Annotated in this window: 21 protein-coding genes; 10 read left to right on the top strand and 11 right to left on the bottom strand. The window is 37.9% G+C overall.

Annotation, left to right across the window (positions count from 1 at the left end; all coding sequences use genetic code 11):
* Positions 1–96 precede the first annotated feature (96 nt).
* The 4 genes from B3D94_RS17730 to B3D94_RS17715 all read left to right on the top strand — a co-directional run bounded on the left by B3D94_RS17730 (position 97) and on the right by B3D94_RS17715 (position 2,256).
* On the top strand, positions 97–279 hold the full coding sequence (locus B3D94_RS17730) for a hypothetical protein (protein WP_291758802.1): 183 nt from the start codon (positions 97–99) through the stop codon (positions 277–279).
* A 192-nt stretch (positions 280–471) separates the two neighbouring features.
* Positions 472–1,344 (top strand): DMT family transporter, encoded by an 873-nt coding sequence (locus B3D94_RS17725; RefSeq protein WP_069481105.1) that lies wholly within the window; start codon positions 472–474, stop codon positions 1,342–1,344.
* 133 nt (positions 1,345–1,477) lie between these two features.
* Positions 1,478–1,675 carry a hypothetical protein gene (locus B3D94_RS17720; RefSeq protein ID WP_232540518.1) on the top strand — a complete coding sequence of 66 codons (198 nt, stop codon included), beginning with the start codon at positions 1,478–1,480 and terminating at the stop codon, positions 1,673–1,675.
* Positions 1,676–1,752: 77 nt separating this feature from the next.
* Positions 1,753–2,256 (top strand): DinB family protein, encoded by a 504-nt coding sequence (locus B3D94_RS17715; protein WP_069481103.1) that lies wholly within the window; start codon positions 1,753–1,755, stop codon positions 2,254–2,256.
* 66 nt (positions 2,257–2,322) lie between these two features.
* On the opposite strand, the gene B3D94_RS17710 is transcribed toward B3D94_RS17715, so the two are convergent.
* On the bottom strand, positions 2,323–3,126 hold the full coding sequence (locus tag B3D94_RS17710) for an SDR family NAD(P)-dependent oxidoreductase (RefSeq protein ID WP_291758795.1): 804 nt from the start codon (positions 3,124–3,126) through the stop codon (positions 2,323–2,325).
* Positions 3,127–3,290: 164 nt separating this feature from the next.
* On the opposite strand from B3D94_RS17710, the gene B3D94_RS17705 reads away from it, so the two are divergent.
* Positions 3,291–3,491, top strand: coding sequence for a hypothetical protein (locus tag B3D94_RS17705; protein ID WP_069481101.1), 201 nt, complete (start codon positions 3,291–3,293; stop codon positions 3,489–3,491).
* A gap of 347 nt (positions 3,492–3,838) precedes the next feature.
* On the opposite strand, the gene B3D94_RS17700 is transcribed toward B3D94_RS17705, so the two are convergent.
* From B3D94_RS17700 to B3D94_RS17670, 7 genes are all read right to left on the bottom strand, one after another.
* Positions 3,839–3,970 carry a hypothetical protein gene (locus B3D94_RS17700; RefSeq protein ID WP_291758790.1) on the bottom strand — a complete coding sequence of 44 codons (132 nt, stop codon included), beginning with the start codon at positions 3,968–3,970 and terminating at the stop codon, positions 3,839–3,841.
* Positions 3,971–4,034: 64 nt separating this feature from the next.
* A complete protein-coding gene (locus B3D94_RS17695) occupies positions 4,035–4,586 on the bottom strand; it encodes a DUF1697 domain-containing protein (RefSeq protein ID WP_069481100.1) in 552 nt (183 codons plus the stop codon).
* A 96-nt stretch (positions 4,587–4,682) separates the two neighbouring features.
* Complete coding sequence (locus B3D94_RS17690; protein WP_291758787.1) at positions 4,683–5,720, bottom strand: threonine aldolase family protein; 1,038 nt, start codon at positions 5,718–5,720, stop codon at positions 4,683–4,685.
* Positions 5,721–5,916: 196 nt separating this feature from the next.
* Positions 5,917–6,270: a hypothetical protein gene (locus tag B3D94_RS17685; RefSeq protein ID WP_291758784.1), complete on the bottom strand. Its 354-nt coding sequence runs from the start codon at positions 6,268–6,270 to the stop codon at positions 5,917–5,919.
* Between the two features lie 254 nt (positions 6,271–6,524).
* On the bottom strand, positions 6,525–6,707 hold the full coding sequence (locus B3D94_RS17680; protein ID WP_230584799.1) for a hypothetical protein: 183 nt from the start codon (positions 6,705–6,707) through the stop codon (positions 6,525–6,527).
* 72 nt (positions 6,708–6,779) lie between these two features.
* Positions 6,780–7,337 (bottom strand): integrase, encoded by a 558-nt coding sequence (locus B3D94_RS17675; protein WP_291758782.1) that lies wholly within the window; start codon positions 7,335–7,337, stop codon positions 6,780–6,782.
* Between the two features lie 192 nt (positions 7,338–7,529).
* Positions 7,530–7,820 carry a KGG domain-containing protein gene (locus B3D94_RS17670; RefSeq protein WP_414674012.1) on the bottom strand — a complete coding sequence of 97 codons (291 nt, stop codon included), beginning with the start codon at positions 7,818–7,820 and terminating at the stop codon, positions 7,530–7,532.
* Between the two features lie 270 nt (positions 7,821–8,090).
* Between B3D94_RS17670 and B3D94_RS17665 the strand changes: the two genes are divergently transcribed.
* The 4 genes from B3D94_RS17665 to B3D94_RS17650 all read left to right on the top strand — a co-directional run bounded on the left by B3D94_RS17665 (position 8,091) and on the right by B3D94_RS17650 (position 10,977).
* Positions 8,091–8,711 carry a hypothetical protein gene (locus B3D94_RS17665; protein ID WP_083244785.1) on the top strand — a complete coding sequence of 207 codons (621 nt, stop codon included), beginning with the start codon at positions 8,091–8,093 and terminating at the stop codon, positions 8,709–8,711.
* Positions 8,712–8,883: 172 nt separating this feature from the next.
* Positions 8,884–9,591, top strand: coding sequence for a DNA alkylation repair protein (locus B3D94_RS17660; protein ID WP_069481095.1), 708 nt, complete (start codon positions 8,884–8,886; stop codon positions 9,589–9,591).
* Between the two features lie 137 nt (positions 9,592–9,728).
* Positions 9,729–10,220: a DUF2975 domain-containing protein gene (locus B3D94_RS17655; RefSeq protein ID WP_291758774.1), complete on the top strand. Its 492-nt coding sequence runs from the start codon at positions 9,729–9,731 to the stop codon at positions 10,218–10,220.
* A gap of 154 nt (positions 10,221–10,374) precedes the next feature.
* Positions 10,375–10,977 (top strand): copper amine oxidase N-terminal domain-containing protein, encoded by a 603-nt coding sequence (locus tag B3D94_RS17650; protein ID WP_291758772.1) that lies wholly within the window; start codon positions 10,375–10,377, stop codon positions 10,975–10,977.
* Positions 10,978–11,018: 41 nt separating this feature from the next.
* Here B3D94_RS17650 and B3D94_RS17645 read toward each other — a convergent pair whose 3' ends face one another.
* Complete coding sequence (locus tag B3D94_RS17645; RefSeq protein WP_036125418.1) at positions 11,019–11,303, bottom strand: hypothetical protein; 285 nt, start codon at positions 11,301–11,303, stop codon at positions 11,019–11,021.
* A 113-nt stretch (positions 11,304–11,416) separates the two neighbouring features.
* Positions 11,417–12,196, bottom strand: a complete 780-nt coding sequence (locus B3D94_RS17640) for an N-acetylmuramoyl-L-alanine amidase (RefSeq protein ID WP_291758767.1) — start codon at positions 12,194–12,196, stop codon at positions 11,417–11,419.
* A 380-nt stretch (positions 12,197–12,576) separates the two neighbouring features.
* Between B3D94_RS17640 and B3D94_RS17635 the strand changes: the two genes are divergently transcribed.
* Positions 12,577–13,494, top strand: coding sequence for a phosphotransferase family protein (locus B3D94_RS17635; protein WP_291758765.1), 918 nt, complete (start codon positions 12,577–12,579; stop codon positions 13,492–13,494).
* Here B3D94_RS17635 and B3D94_RS17630 read toward each other — a convergent pair.
* Positions 13,491–14,303, bottom strand: coding sequence for a DnaD domain protein (locus B3D94_RS17630; RefSeq protein WP_291758762.1), 813 nt, complete (start codon positions 14,301–14,303; stop codon positions 13,491–13,493). The genes B3D94_RS17635 and B3D94_RS17630 overlap by 4 nt on opposite strands.
* Positions 14,304–14,452 lie beyond the last annotated feature (149 nt).

Here is a 14,452-nt window from a genome sequence, read left to right as displayed (position 1 = left end):
TTATTGCTTTTTTAGGCTGTCTAACCTCTAACAGAGCAAAGAAGAAGTGGATTGTATCGAGTTTCATTCGCCAATCTAATTTTCAGGGGTGATATTATGACTGTTAAGAGTAGGATTTTCATTTATTTAATTAGCGGCTTAGCATTATTTTTATTAGGAGCCTATAAAATCTTTACCGATAACTTGGAAGCTATGTCCCTACTTGTAGCTTATATGTTCTTCGTTTGTGGATTCATAGGCTTTGTTTTTAGTATTGTATCGTTGTTTAGAACAGCTTGAAACTAGAATAGCCTCGATGAAATCCATGACTTTCTCTTTATACTTATAAAAAATTATGAATAGGATGGTGTGATCTAGATGATGTATGCTCCATTATTTGAACTGGACGTTCCAGCACTTCTTCTTCCTTAACGGTAGAAGCGCTTTTTCTCCGTTAAGGACATAGGTAACTATGAAAACGGAGGAAAAAACATGAGAAATAAAATAATCGGCGCCCTCTTTTTATCGCTTGCGGCGAGTATTTGGGGCGCTATGTATGTAGTTGTCAAAGTAGTGGTAGAGGTCGTGCCACCGTTAGAGCTTGTTTGGATTCGGTATGTGATTGCCGTCTTTGCACTTGGTTTGATTGGCATTATGATGAAACAATCTTGGAAAATTGCCAAAAAGGATTGGCTCCTTATTTTTCTTGTCAGTCTCATTGGGAATACGATTTCGATTGTTACCCAAGAAATAGGCACCATGCTTTCCACTGCTCAAATGGGTGCAATTATTACGGCTACAACACCTGCTTTTATGGTTGTCTTTGCACGTGTCATATTGAAAGAAGACATAACCGTCAAAAAATGCTTGTCTATTATCCTAGCGACGATTGGTGTTGGTGTAATTGTAGGCCATGGCGGAATTGATTTAACCCAACAATTAGGTGGTCTCTTCTTATTGCTTGCTGCAGTAACATGGGCATTGATGTCTGTCCTAGTCAAAAAAGTTCCAAGTCATTACTCTCAAATTGTGGTGACAACCTATTCTTCTTTGATTGCCGTCATACTATTGACGCCTTTTGTCATTCCAAGGTTAAAAGAGATGGATCTATCCATTGTTGTGCAGCCAACAATCTCAGGTGGCTTACTATATTTAGGTATTGTTTCAACTGCTGGTGGTTTTTTATTGTGGAATAAAGGGCTTCAACTAATGAATGCTTCTAGTGGGGGCTTATTTTTCTTCTTTCAGCCTATTGTAGGCACATTTTTAGGCTGGCTCCTTTTAGGTGAAACGATTGGTCTTTCATTTTGGTTGGGCTCGCTTTTCATTTTTAGTGGTGTATTTATAGTCATTCGAGAAGAGTAAAAGTATGTGCGTTTCTATCTTGTATAGAGGCGCACTTTTTTCTTGATCTAGCTACCGACGATTATGACGTTTTTTGTAGTCATGTTCCTATAGCTGGGCTCATATATTGCAACAGCCTAAAGGAGCTGATGATTTGATCACCTTTTTAGATTCCTTAAAGGAACTAACGTTTCTACTCATACTTATTTCTAGTATGGTGTATCGCAGACACCTTAAATTAACGAGATGGAAAAGAAAATTGACGATTGGTGAATGGACTATGTATATCGTTACTTCGACCGCACTTCCTGTTTATGCCGTACTTTATATTGTTTTTCTTTTAGGAACATAATTTGTGGAAAAATAATCCTACTTATTCCTAAAAACTATATAATTAGGTGGAAGACTTCATTTTAGGAGGGTTTTTTTATGTTTCAAACAGTAGAGCATTTTTTACAATCTTGGACATTTGAAGCTACTGCTACGCAAAATTTACTCCAGCAGCTTACCGATGAATCACTTCATCAAGCAATAACTGCTGGACATTGGACTTTAGGACGTATAGCTTGGCATACTGTCACAGCTATTCGAATTATTTCTGCCAATACTGATCTAACATTCGAGGCACCAGCAGAGGATTTTCCTGTTCCCACTTCAGCTCAATTGATTGCAGATAGTTATCATCAAGCGAGTAATGCCTTTATCGATGCTGTAAAAACACAATGGACAGACCAGACCATGAATGAAACGATTGAATTTATTGGTCAATCCATCCCTAACGGTTCCCTCTTATTATTTTTATTGCAGCATCAAAGTCATCATCGTGGACAAATGACTGTGCTAATGCGTCAAGCCGGCTTAGCTGTTCCAGGCATTTATGGTCCCGCCAAAGAGGAATGGGCACAGTTCGGATTGCAAGCCCCCAAAATGTAAAAGAAGCTAGACAGACAACATTCAAAGTGAGGTTGCCCATTGAAGGACAACCTCTTTTTTGAGAGCTTATTTAAGAGTAGCTAACCACTTATTTGTGTCTGCAATGGTTGGGTTTGCTAAATAATGGCCACCTTCAATTTGCATGGTTTGACCTGTCATAAATTTCGATTCGTCCGAGGCTAAAAATACCACTGCGTGACCGATATCATCTGCTTCGCCATGGTATGGTAGGGCATTAAATTTAGAATAGATCGCTAGCATTTCATCTGGCATATTATTTTTTGCTGCTGGTGTTAAAATGAGACCTGGTGCGACCGCATTACAGCGAATTTTATCTTTGCCATATTGAGTGGCAATGTTCTTCGTCATATTTACCACTCCTGCCTTTGTAGCACCATAAGCTGTACGGATTTGATCACTAGCGAATGCAGCCATCGAAGCTGTGTTAATAATAGAGCCCCCACCTGCCTTTTGCATATGTGGAATTGCAAAACGACTTCCGAGTAAAATGGATTTTAAATTCACATTGACTAAACGATCCCATTCATCTAAGTCGATATTCACAACGTCTAAATCCTTCTGCAAGTTTGTTAAACCAACATTGTTAAACAGTACTGTTACTGTGCCGTATTGTTCAACCGTGAAGTTCACCGCCGTTTCAATCGAAGAAGCATCCCCTGCATCAAGGAAAATCGCTGAAGCTTCGTAACCTTCTTTCACTAAACAATGTGCCGCTTCTTGAGCACCATCTATATTGAAATCCGCAATAACAACCTTTGCGCCTTCCTTGGCTAATAAGGTAGCTGCAGATAAACCAATTCCTGATGCGCCACCTGTTACTAATGCTACTTTATTTTGTACACGATTCATATTTAATTCCTCCTTCTAACAAAAAAGAGCAACCAACTCTTTCTTTCCGTAAAATAGTTTAACATTAAACTATTTATTTTTAAACTAAAAAGACTAGCTCATTGATTACCTGCGCCAACTCTTTTATGTTACTATTTACATATATTACATAAAGAGGTGTTCATATGGAAAATAATAAAGTAAATTGTAAAGCTTGTGGAAACGATGCCTTTGCGTCAGGACAAATTGGCAGTTTCACGAGTGAAGGAAATATACGGCCGGTCGGTTCAATTATGGCTACTGGATCTCCACTTATTTTAACGTTCTGCACAAAATGCGGGGAAGCTGCATCCATCAAAGTAGCTAAGCCAGAGAAATTTAAATAAGGTAGCGAATAGGTTAAAGACCAAAATGAGATAATTGTTTATTTTTATCTGCTCATCGATAGACAGTGGATGGTGGAAGATCGATGAAGTGTTACAATGCGAAACACTTAATTCCTCCCCTTCTATGCAAAAAATAAATAATTATGCTATAATACATTGGAAAACCTCAAAGGGTCAACCAATTCTTGGCTGTAGCAAATAACCTCGCTACAGCTTTTTTATGTGATCGTTTACTTTATTAACACAGCCATTACGAGCCCTTTCCTAAGTAAACCGTTTTGAAAAAAATAAAACGAGAGCATCCTTTCAAAAGAAATGAAAGTTGCTCCCGTTTTTATGTTCCCTTATTATTTTTCTTCCCCCATTGATACGGCTTTTTTGACCAATTCCACAGCAGAATAAAGAGATATATGATGACCATCGTGATTATCATCATTGTCACGTTTTCGCCCCATGTAATAGATAATTCTTTCCTCCATTGATTGATCGTTCTTACAAGGAAGTAGATAATTGGATAAAGAAAATAACCTAATTGAGCTCGTTTCATGATTCAAACATTGACGAAAGCTTCATGATAGTTTTCCAATTACGAACCGTTGCGGGCACTTCGAGCTTGGGCAATTGTTGGCTAAGTTTGGCGTTGCGGATGCTATTGTAAAATAAAAGATAGACCTCTCTGCCAATGATGACACAACGCTCTTGATCATTTTCATATGATAAGTACTTATCACGATTTTCTTTTGTAGGGGCAGCAGGTAATAAGGCAACATGTAGGCTTTCCCCAATTGCTGTGGCACTTGCTTCAGCGATGTCTTGCGGTGAAAATGGGCAATTGTTGACGATATGCTGAAATTCTTCAGCGGTTCTAATGATGACTGTACTTGTAATATCAAAATTTATTTGGATTGTTTCATGAATTTGCTTCTGCAAAACTTCCTCTGATTCGGTCGATTGAAAAAGAATATTTCCACTTTGAATATAGGTACGAATGTTTTGCAATCCTAGCGGTATTAGAGCTTCCCTTAAGTCAGCCATTTTTATTTTGTTATGTCCACCTACATTAATCCCTCTCAGTAATGCTACATAGTTAATCATACACTCCCACCTTTCTCCCTAATCTCATTATAACAACAATAATTAGGGAATAATAGGAAAAAACTGCACCTAGGAAGTCCCCGTGCAGTTTAATCTTTATGCTAGACGCTCAATGTCCTTTATTAAACGCTCCACATTTTCTTTTTTTGTCGCCCAGCTTGTACAAAAGCGAACAACCGTATGTGTTTCATCGAATGATTCCCAAACAGAGAATGAATATTTTTCGCCTAATGTCTTAAGTAAATCATTCGGCAAAATCGGGAATTGCTGATTGGTTTTCGAATCATAGCGTAATGCAAAGCCTTTATTGATAAATGCTTGCTGAATAAGCATTGCCATCTCTACCGCATGTTGGGCAATATCCAAATAAAGATGATTCTCCAATAATGTTTCAAACTGAAGACCTAGTAATCTACCTTTTGCAAGCAGCCCACCTCTTTGTTTGATCATATAGCGAAAATCTCGTTGATAGGCAGGATTCACGATTACGACCGCTTCGCCGAATAGTGCACCCATTTTTGTACCACCTATATAAAATACATCGCAAAGCTGAGCGATATCTGCTAAAGATAAATCATTATTCTGTGCTACTAAACCATAGCCTAAACGGGCACCATCTAGAAACAATGGCAATCCACAATCCCGGCAAACTTTACTTAATGCAGTTAATTCTGCTTTACTATATGTTGTTCCATTTTCTGTTGGATGTGATATGTACACTAAGCCTGGCTGTACCATATGTTCATGTGTGCCATCATGCCAGTGCGCGTCATAGCATGCTTTAACCTGTGCGGCCGTAATTTTGCCATCATCACTAGGCAAAGTAAGCACTTTATGACCGGTCGCTTCAATTGCCCCCGTCTCATGGACAGCAATATGGCCTGTAGTTGCAGCAATAACACCTTGATGAGGACGTAGGATGGAGGAGATCACAGTTGTATTCGTCTGGGTGCCACCAACTAAAAAATGAACGTCTGCCTGTTCAGCCGCTATCGTTTTTTTGATATACCCTCTAGCTCTTTCCGAATGCTCATCCATCCCATAACCTGGTGATTGCTCCTCATTGGTTTCCACTAATTTTTTCAAAATTTGCGGATGGGCGCCTTCTGCATAATCATTTTCAAATCGTATCATATCTTTTCCCTCCAAATTCTCTCTGTATCTATACCTTATTTTACAACCTTATGATGGTAATAATCTATGGTTAGTTAGTCGGAAGGGCTTATTTAGCTTTGGACGCTGCTTACAGAAAGAGCCATTTCGACATTTTTTTCATATTTGGCCAAGAAATTTTGCTGTGGCTTTTGGATTGAACTTTTATTAGCACAGCCTATTGCTCGGTTTGCGATGAAAAAACTACATCAAAGACAGTCCATTCAAGCACATCAATCTTAAATATGAATTTGCCTAATGATAATTGTTTATCATTAGGCTTTTTTAATCCTCTTCCATTCAACTCATTGATCAATCCCCTGAAAGGACCACATGACGAATCATTAGTTGTTGAACTATAGTCAGCACAATGATGGTTCTCCTGAATAGTAGTAGGCGAATGATGACCATTGAAATCATTTGTTGAATGTAGATCATGTGTCTGCTCATTGGATTCGTTAGATTTTTTGCTAACATTACTGATAATGCTGACGACTACGATGATGCCTATAAACATAATAAAAAATCCCATTTTTTCCAACCCCCTCTTTCGATACAAAGATTATAACATTGTGTTTACAAAAAAAGTGATGGTTCTTAATATATGTAGAATTCGCCAATACATCTTAACAGGAAAGGTCGTTTTAGGAACCATTCCGAATGAAAATGAAATGTCTCTATGTTATTTTATGTCATGATTCTATCCATCTTTTGTAGCTTTAGTTTACCTATGATGAAATGACAGTCAAAAATAATACCACAATCGAATGGATTGTGGTGTGTGAATTATGATTGAGATTTACGTGATGATGATTCGTTCGAACAATGAGTATCGTTTGAATTTTTCTTTTGTTCTTTTGTTAAAGCATTATCTTCACGCACATCTAAATCATCTGGACTTAAATCTGTCGCTAATTCCGCCAACTCTGACTGACGTTTATATTGCTTGCCCTTTGTCAAAATGATCACCTCCAAGTAATATTACATTGCCCTAATTGGTTTGATCTCATTCTTGGAAAGGTATGAAATAATCATTTCTAGCTATGCTAATTGAGGTACAAGCTGGTTCAAAAGATGGTGATATGCTTGTAAATCTTGCTCATATATTTTTTTATAGGTCGCTAGGCTATGCTGCTTTATATAATTAAAATCCTCTTCAGATACGAAGTGATGTTTGCGATTGAGAGCCCAAGCATTTTCCCATGCTGTTTGCTCAAATTGAATATTCATGTCATGTTCTTCCAGCAACATAGATAACAGATGCTCATGAAGATAAATTTCCTGTAAGGTATGTTGTTTTTTCATTGTAAAAATTTCAATGGTACGCGGAAGCGATGACTGTAATGCTTCACGATCCACCGCATGACCCAGTTCATGTAAGGTCATTGTTTTTACATACACTTCAAGTGAAGGTGGATATTGCAGCTCATTCTTTGCCTCGATTAAACGTTCAGCATCAAAACCTACATAATCCCCAATAAAGTTATAACTCATATTAACTCCTGAATGGTCCTGCTTTATAGACATCGTCATGCCAACAGCCTGCACAACGGAGTTGATGATTTCATATAGATCTTTCTCTTTAAGTTGTTTGGTCATGAACCTTCCTCATTTCCTCTGCAAACATTCTCATGTAATTATAATAGAAGCGGATTAAATATATACTACAATTCATATAAATTCAACAAATTTATCCTATTGATATAGAGAAAATGCTCAACAAAAAAGGCGCTTGTAGTAAAAACTACAAACGCCCCGTGTGTGAAGGGTTTTATCTTATTTTTAAAGTTATTAGCGATTATTGTTATTTTGGCGATTTTGGTTACCGTTGTTGTTGGTGTTATTACTACGCTGTTTGCTGCGAGCCTCTCCGCCTTTGCGACCTATTTCTTCATAAAAATCCTCGCCGTGGTTGTCAGCTGTAGCTTCTCCACCCTTTTGACCAATCTCTTGATAAAATTCATGTCCATGATTTTTAGACGTAGCCTCGCCACCCTTACGTCCTATTTCTTCATAAAAATCACGATCATGATTTCTGGAGGTAGCTTCTCCGCCTTTACGTCCCGCTTCTTCGACAGTCATGTTTTCATTGTTGTTTCTGTTGCGATTGTTTTGCTTGTTAGCCATTTTCTATTCCTCCTAATTTTTTTTTGAGCTATTGACTAGCTCGCTATTTATATTCCCAGCTTCATCCTATCTAAACATCCTTTTTTTCAAAAAATGATTTTTCTATAGCAGAGAACCTTTCAATCCTAGCGCTCATCAGGCTTTGAGCAATCATATAAATTTACTCATTTCAATATAATACTAATCTATAACATTGTAATTTTTTGAAGGAAGGGTGATGTGAAAATGACGATTTTGACAAAGCCATCTATTGGCTTAACACAATTTACGGACTTCACGATGAAGGGAAGTGCCGCCAAGACGAAGTTTGTGAAAGATATTAAATATCAGGGGGATTATCATCCAATTAAGGATTATTGGAAAGCATTACGCGAGGGATTAAAAAAATACCATGAGCATCATTTTAATGACTCCTACCTTCTCGATATTGTAGACAATGCCCTCCCTGCTCGTCAGAAAAATTATCAAGAAGCTATAAAATTTTACTTAAAATTTTTTAAAAACAAAAATGTGCAGTGGTTTGAACCGGGTAAATCTAATTGGGTTTGTGATGACCTTATCGTGCGTTCAAACCCAGAGCTTGGATTAATCATCGATGATACCCCCTACCTTATAAAACTATATTTCAAAGGAAAAAATGAACGTATTGATAAACATAAATGTCGATCTGCTCTGACGCTCCTAAAGGATTCTTACTATTCCGTTGAACATCCCGATTCTGTTAAGCATGCCATTTTAAATGTTCAAAAAGGTCGCTTAATTACTGAGGATGAGTCAACAGAGTATCACCAACTAGCTCTTGAAGCGGATGCAGCACAATTTATGTTTATTTGGAATAGGCTTTAATCCATTCAAGTGAACCAACTATATTTAAATAGGGATTTTTTTATACTAATCGCATGGAAGCATTAGCACACACTCTCCTACTCCTGACGAAACTAGTTCAGCCATGACAAAAGGGCATTCCATATAGGATAATAAGGGATGGCGTTGAAATTAGATAAAAGGAAGTGCTTCTATGAATGCAGAAATGGTGATGCAGGAGCTGGAGGAGCTAGGTAAAGAACGTACGAAGAAAATGTATATGTCGAATGGGGCACATGAACCAGTTTTTGGCGTGGCAACTGGAGCGATGAAGCCAATTGCTAAAAAAATTAAAATCGATCAAGCTTTAGCAGAAGAGCTTTATGCTACTGGCAACTATGATGCTATGTACTTTGCGGGTATCATTGCCGATCCAAAAATGATGACGGCGGCTGACTTTGATCGATGGATGGATTCTGCCTACTTTTATATGCTATCTGATTATGTAGTGGCAGTCACTTTAGCGGAATCCCCTATAGCACAAGAGGTGGCAGATGCATGGATTGCAAGTGGTGAGGAACTGAAAATGTCAGCGGGCTGGAGCTGCTATTGTTGGCTTTTAGGAAATCGAAAAGATAGCGAGTTTTCTGAGAGCAAATTAGCGAGCATGCTAGATGTCGTGAATAAAACGATTCACACTGCACCCGAACGAACAAAATCTGCGATGAATAATTTCCTTTACACAGTAGCTATTTCTTATATACCCCTTCACGAAAAAGCAGTGGCAACAGCACAGGCAGTCGGTCCTGTGGAAATGAAGCGTGACAATAAAAAAAGCACGACACTGAATGCCTATGAAAATATTCAAAAGGAACTCGATCGAGGGAAGCTCGGTTTTAAACGTAAATATGTAAGATGTTAATGAAACATAAAAGGCATTGATCCAATATGGATGAATGCCTTTTTAAATAAAAAAATATTGCTTTTCACTATTTTTTTATTGATTATCGATAAATTTTGTTTTAGAATCAATTTACCAATGATGAATGAGGTGCTTTTATGAAACGACAACAAAAAACAACCTTTTTCTTAAAGATTGTTCTTATTTTAATGGCTATCCCCGTTTGTGCTGTCGGGATAATTTGGTTACCAGATATGGTTCAAAGAGATGCTGCGGCACATCCCGAGACCGCCTATTTGTCCTATCTTTTTTTCATCTATACCTATACACTTTGTATTCCCTACCTTATGGCTTTATATCAAGCGTATCGCCTCTTAACAAATATCGATCAGAACAAGGCCTTCTCAGATTCTTCTGTTCGTGTGCTAAAAAAGATCAAACAGTGTGCAATGACCATCGTTTTCTTCCTACTTACTGGTATTACACTGTCTATGATACTTTTTTATGGTAAAGAAGATATGACTGGAATTATTATGATGGCACTGATTAGTATATTTGTATCCAGTACCATAGCAATCTTTGCAACTGTCCTTCATCGTCTATTACAAAAAACAGTGGAGTTGCAATCTGAAAATGAATTAACCGTTTAAAACAAGTTGGCACTAACAATTGATTTGTTAGTGCCTTCCATTTTGTGCATGTAACAGTTTCATTGTCATTCACTACTAATTTACTATAAAAACATTCCAAATTTTACTTTTTTATAGTATAATAATTACATATTTTGATAATAGGAGGATACATATGAAAAAATTGGTCTTATTTTTAGCAATGATGACACTCTTCTTCACTACTACCTCGATTGCTGACGCGCATCCAGGGCGTCTAGATAAGAATGGTGGCCATAATTGTTCAGAGAAGTCAAAGGCAAAAGGTCTTTGTACAGGCTACCATTATCATAATGGGAATGAGGGTGGGAGTTCGTCCTCAGGTGGTCAAAGCAACTATACACAGCCCACAACAGCCATACAAGCACCAGCATTGACAAAAGTAGCCGTTTATTTGAATAATGTAAAACAAAGTTATACACCAAGCGCCTACATGAAAAATGGTACAACATTGGTACCGATGAAACCGATTTTTGAAGCACTTGGTGCTACAGTTTCTTATGATAGTGCTACTAAAAAAGTAACTGCGACGAAGAACAGCAAGAAAATTGTCATCGGCGTTGGTAACAAAACAGCCTATGTTGATGACAATGGAACGACATCTACCATTAGCCTCAGTCACCCTGCTGAAGTTTATCAAGGAACAACAATGGTACCTTTACGTTTTGTTAGTCAAGCACTTGGCGCAGAGGTAACATTTGATGAAGCTAAATTAACGGTCTATATTACAACAAAATAATGGACAAGCAAAAAGCAGCTTCCCTAAAGGATGCTGCTTTTTTAGTGTTGTTTTAACTCAAACTGATATTTTTTATTAATTTTATTAGCAATTTTCTCTAAAAAGGCAGCAACTGTCATATTTTCTACTTCATTTGTATACCATGCCAATTTAGCGCCATAATTTTTCTTATTATAATTTACTTCTAATGGCCAGAAGTTTTTAGTCTTATAAGTATAATCAAATTTTACATATAATTGCTTTCCCTCTGGACACTCCATGACCACGTTATATAACGGATTTTTTCGTTCCTGCTCAAATTTTACTTTTCTTATTTTTGTTAACATCCTAACCCCCGCCTCTCTTCTATTTATTTCGACAAAAGTTCTAAAGATCTTAAAAAAAAAAAGATAAAGCACGCTGTTTCAACGAACTTTATCCTTTCTATATTATAGCATAGTTATTTATTATCGACAAATTTATCGTAATATCGTTTGAGCATAGTAGCCATTTGCTCCCGCGTGAGAGCGCCTGCTGGATTCATAGTTTTACTACCATCTCCTCGGATAATACCTTCTCGAATAGCCCAATCCCATGCTTCTTTATAAGATGCGCCAACTTCTCGGTCGGATTGTAAACTGGCTTTAGTTGCTAATAGACTTTTTAAAGCCTCTATTTCCTGCTTCAACTCATTATATTGTGACACGGTTAACTCCTCCTCCAGTCCATTTTTTATATCTTGTTGGAACTGTGCTTCGGTAACACCCATACTCATTAAATAGGCAAACGGATCTTTGTGTGTGGTGCCGCCCAAATTATCGGCAATCCATCGATGGGATTTAATGCTGTTGCCGGTACCATCTAAAATAGTTGGTACTCCTGCTTCTATAGCCATTTTGCGTAATAACCAAATATAAGCCGCATAATCCTTTTTAAATTGTTCCTTATCGGAAGTCCGCGCTAGCTCTACTTGGGCATAGCTATATGGATTCCCTTTTGGTCCACAGCCATATTGGACGCGGTTAACAGGGGCTACTTGCACAATACGTCCACCTCCCCCTACCCAGTGAGAAACGAAGGCATTGGCTTTATTTTTATTCATATAGGCAATTTCATTTTCTAATGCATTTGGACCTGTGTTTGTGCTGTTACCTGATTCATGCGCTACCACGTACTTGATAGCGGTGAGCGGCTGATTCGGTAAACCTGACATTATTTGCATTTCAATAACAAAACTCATTATGCACCATCCTTTCCTACCATTTTTTTGCGAATGACAACCATGTTATTCATTAGTACTGTCGATTTTAGGGGAGAATCAACAACTAGTTATAGGGCGATATTCTAACTATTTGCCATGGTTGACTGATGGGGCTGAATGGGTGACTGCTCTATTTCACCTTTTTTGCTGCTACACATGTCAAGCTAATGACCGTGAATGAAATAACATTCACTTATTCTAGTAAATGCAAGCTACACTATTTTTTCTAGTGAGTTGTGCTCATGACTATTATTTAAAATGATGAATAAATGATCATTTCACTTCAACAGGTACATTGACAAAGGACAGCTCCATATAGTATTTTGTATCTTCTAAACTGATTGAAGGAGAGAAATAAAGTGGTTGTAGAAAATACCATGAATCGATTAACTAGTTTACACGGTTACACTGCTATTAAAAAAATCGACAAAGGCTATTCCCCTGATATCAAATATGTCGTAACAGTTGATGATACACCTTATTTTGTACGCCTATCCGATCTCGCACACCACGACAAAAGATGGATTGAATTTACTTTGCTGCAGAACTTAGAGCTACAGGGAGTTCAAACACATAAGGCCATTGAATATATGGTCCTCCCTGACAACAATCTTTCAGCGATGGTTATGAGCTATTTAATAGGCACCCCTGCGGATGAAATCATTCCTCAGCTTTCGGACACAGAGCAGTTCCATCTCGGTCTTGCGGCTGGGAAAGAATTAAGAAAAATTCATCAGGTGAAAGCTCCAAAAACTGTCCAATGGGAGACGTTACAAAAAGAGAAATTTACTAATTATTTACAAGCCTATCAACAGGATTCTTATCAAATCCCGAAAGAGGCTAAATTATTGAGCTTTATCGAAGAACATTGGCCGCTATTAAGACAACGCCCTATTACGCTTCTTCATGATGATTACCATCTTGGTCACATTATTTGCCACCAAAATAGTTTCAACGGGATTATTGATTTCAATGGCTATGATGCCGGGGATCCCTATCATGATTTTTATAATCTAGCCTTGTTTAGTAGAGGGCATAGTGTCCCCTTTTGTGTCGGGCAAATAAATGGGTATTTCACCCAGCCACCAGATGATCAGTTTTGGCGACTTTATGCCTTATATGCAGCCATGAATGTCATTTCAACCATTGCTTGGACACGCCAATATGATTCGCAATCGTTTGACGATGCGTTAACCAGAATTCAGCTAATTTTACAGGATCATGATTACTTTTCATCCGTTAAGCCTTTATGGTATGCCGATCAACAGGACGTTTAACCACTTTCGAGCAGCGCTAATATTTTTTGTCTTTCTGCTTCAAAATTAATGGTTGGCTGCTGTAGCCGTTCCTCTTCATGACGATGATAAAACCACTGCGGAATAATCTCTTGACGTCTATTGGCTGGCATGTCCTTCACTTTTATCTTCTGGGCATGAAAGCGCATTTGATCTGAAGCAATATCTGCCATGGTCTTTAGTTGTTTATGATGCCAATTTTGCAATATTTTCTCAACATACCGCCAGCGCAATACATTGTGTTCCACAGCTAGCTTCATCGCATGGATGACTATTTCCTCTGAAAAAATGTTGAGCCAGGAATGAATTTTTGCAGTCATATATGCCGACAGAGAGCCAAAGCCTTGTTGTTCGTAAAAGGAGTAGGCTGTATGTGATTGTTGATCATCATCTTTATTTTTTAGTAATTGGTTATTTAGTAATTTATTATTTAGTTGTGTGGGCTTTTCCGTTTGTGGCGCGGCCGTTGACGGATAACCCGTTGACGGCTGAGCAGCACGTTTTGAGGCTTCAAAAACGACAAACTCCACCTTACTGAATTTCCCATCCTTTGTTCTCTCCTGTACCTTTTGAAGATAACCTGCCAGAATCAGTTCATTAATAATGCTAGCAGTTGCTTCACGTCCACATTTACTACGTGTCGCTAAATCGGTCAGACAAAAATCCCAATCATCCGGTAATGACAGCATATAAGCAAGTAACCCCTTTGCCTTCCAGCTTAATTGATCATCATTTAAAAAGCCCTTGTCCAATACGACAAAATTTTCGTTCTTCACAACTCTGTAGATCATGGCTATCCATCTCCTTCACAATTAATCTCTGTACTATCTATATACAAGTGCATACTGTAAAAAGGGACAATTTTTTCTAATTCGCTAAAAAATGGTCGTTTCCAGAGGATGGCCTTCTGCATACATGTACAACAAAAAAGACACTTACC

The sequence above is a fragment of the Lysinibacillus sp. UBA5990 genome, from assembly GCF_002429815.1.
Classification (GTDB): domain Bacteria; phylum Bacillota; class Bacilli; order Bacillales_A; family Planococcaceae; genus Lysinibacillus; species Lysinibacillus fusiformis.
Note: the sequence above shows the minus strand (reverse complement) of the source record. Positions and strands in the feature narration are given on the sequence as shown.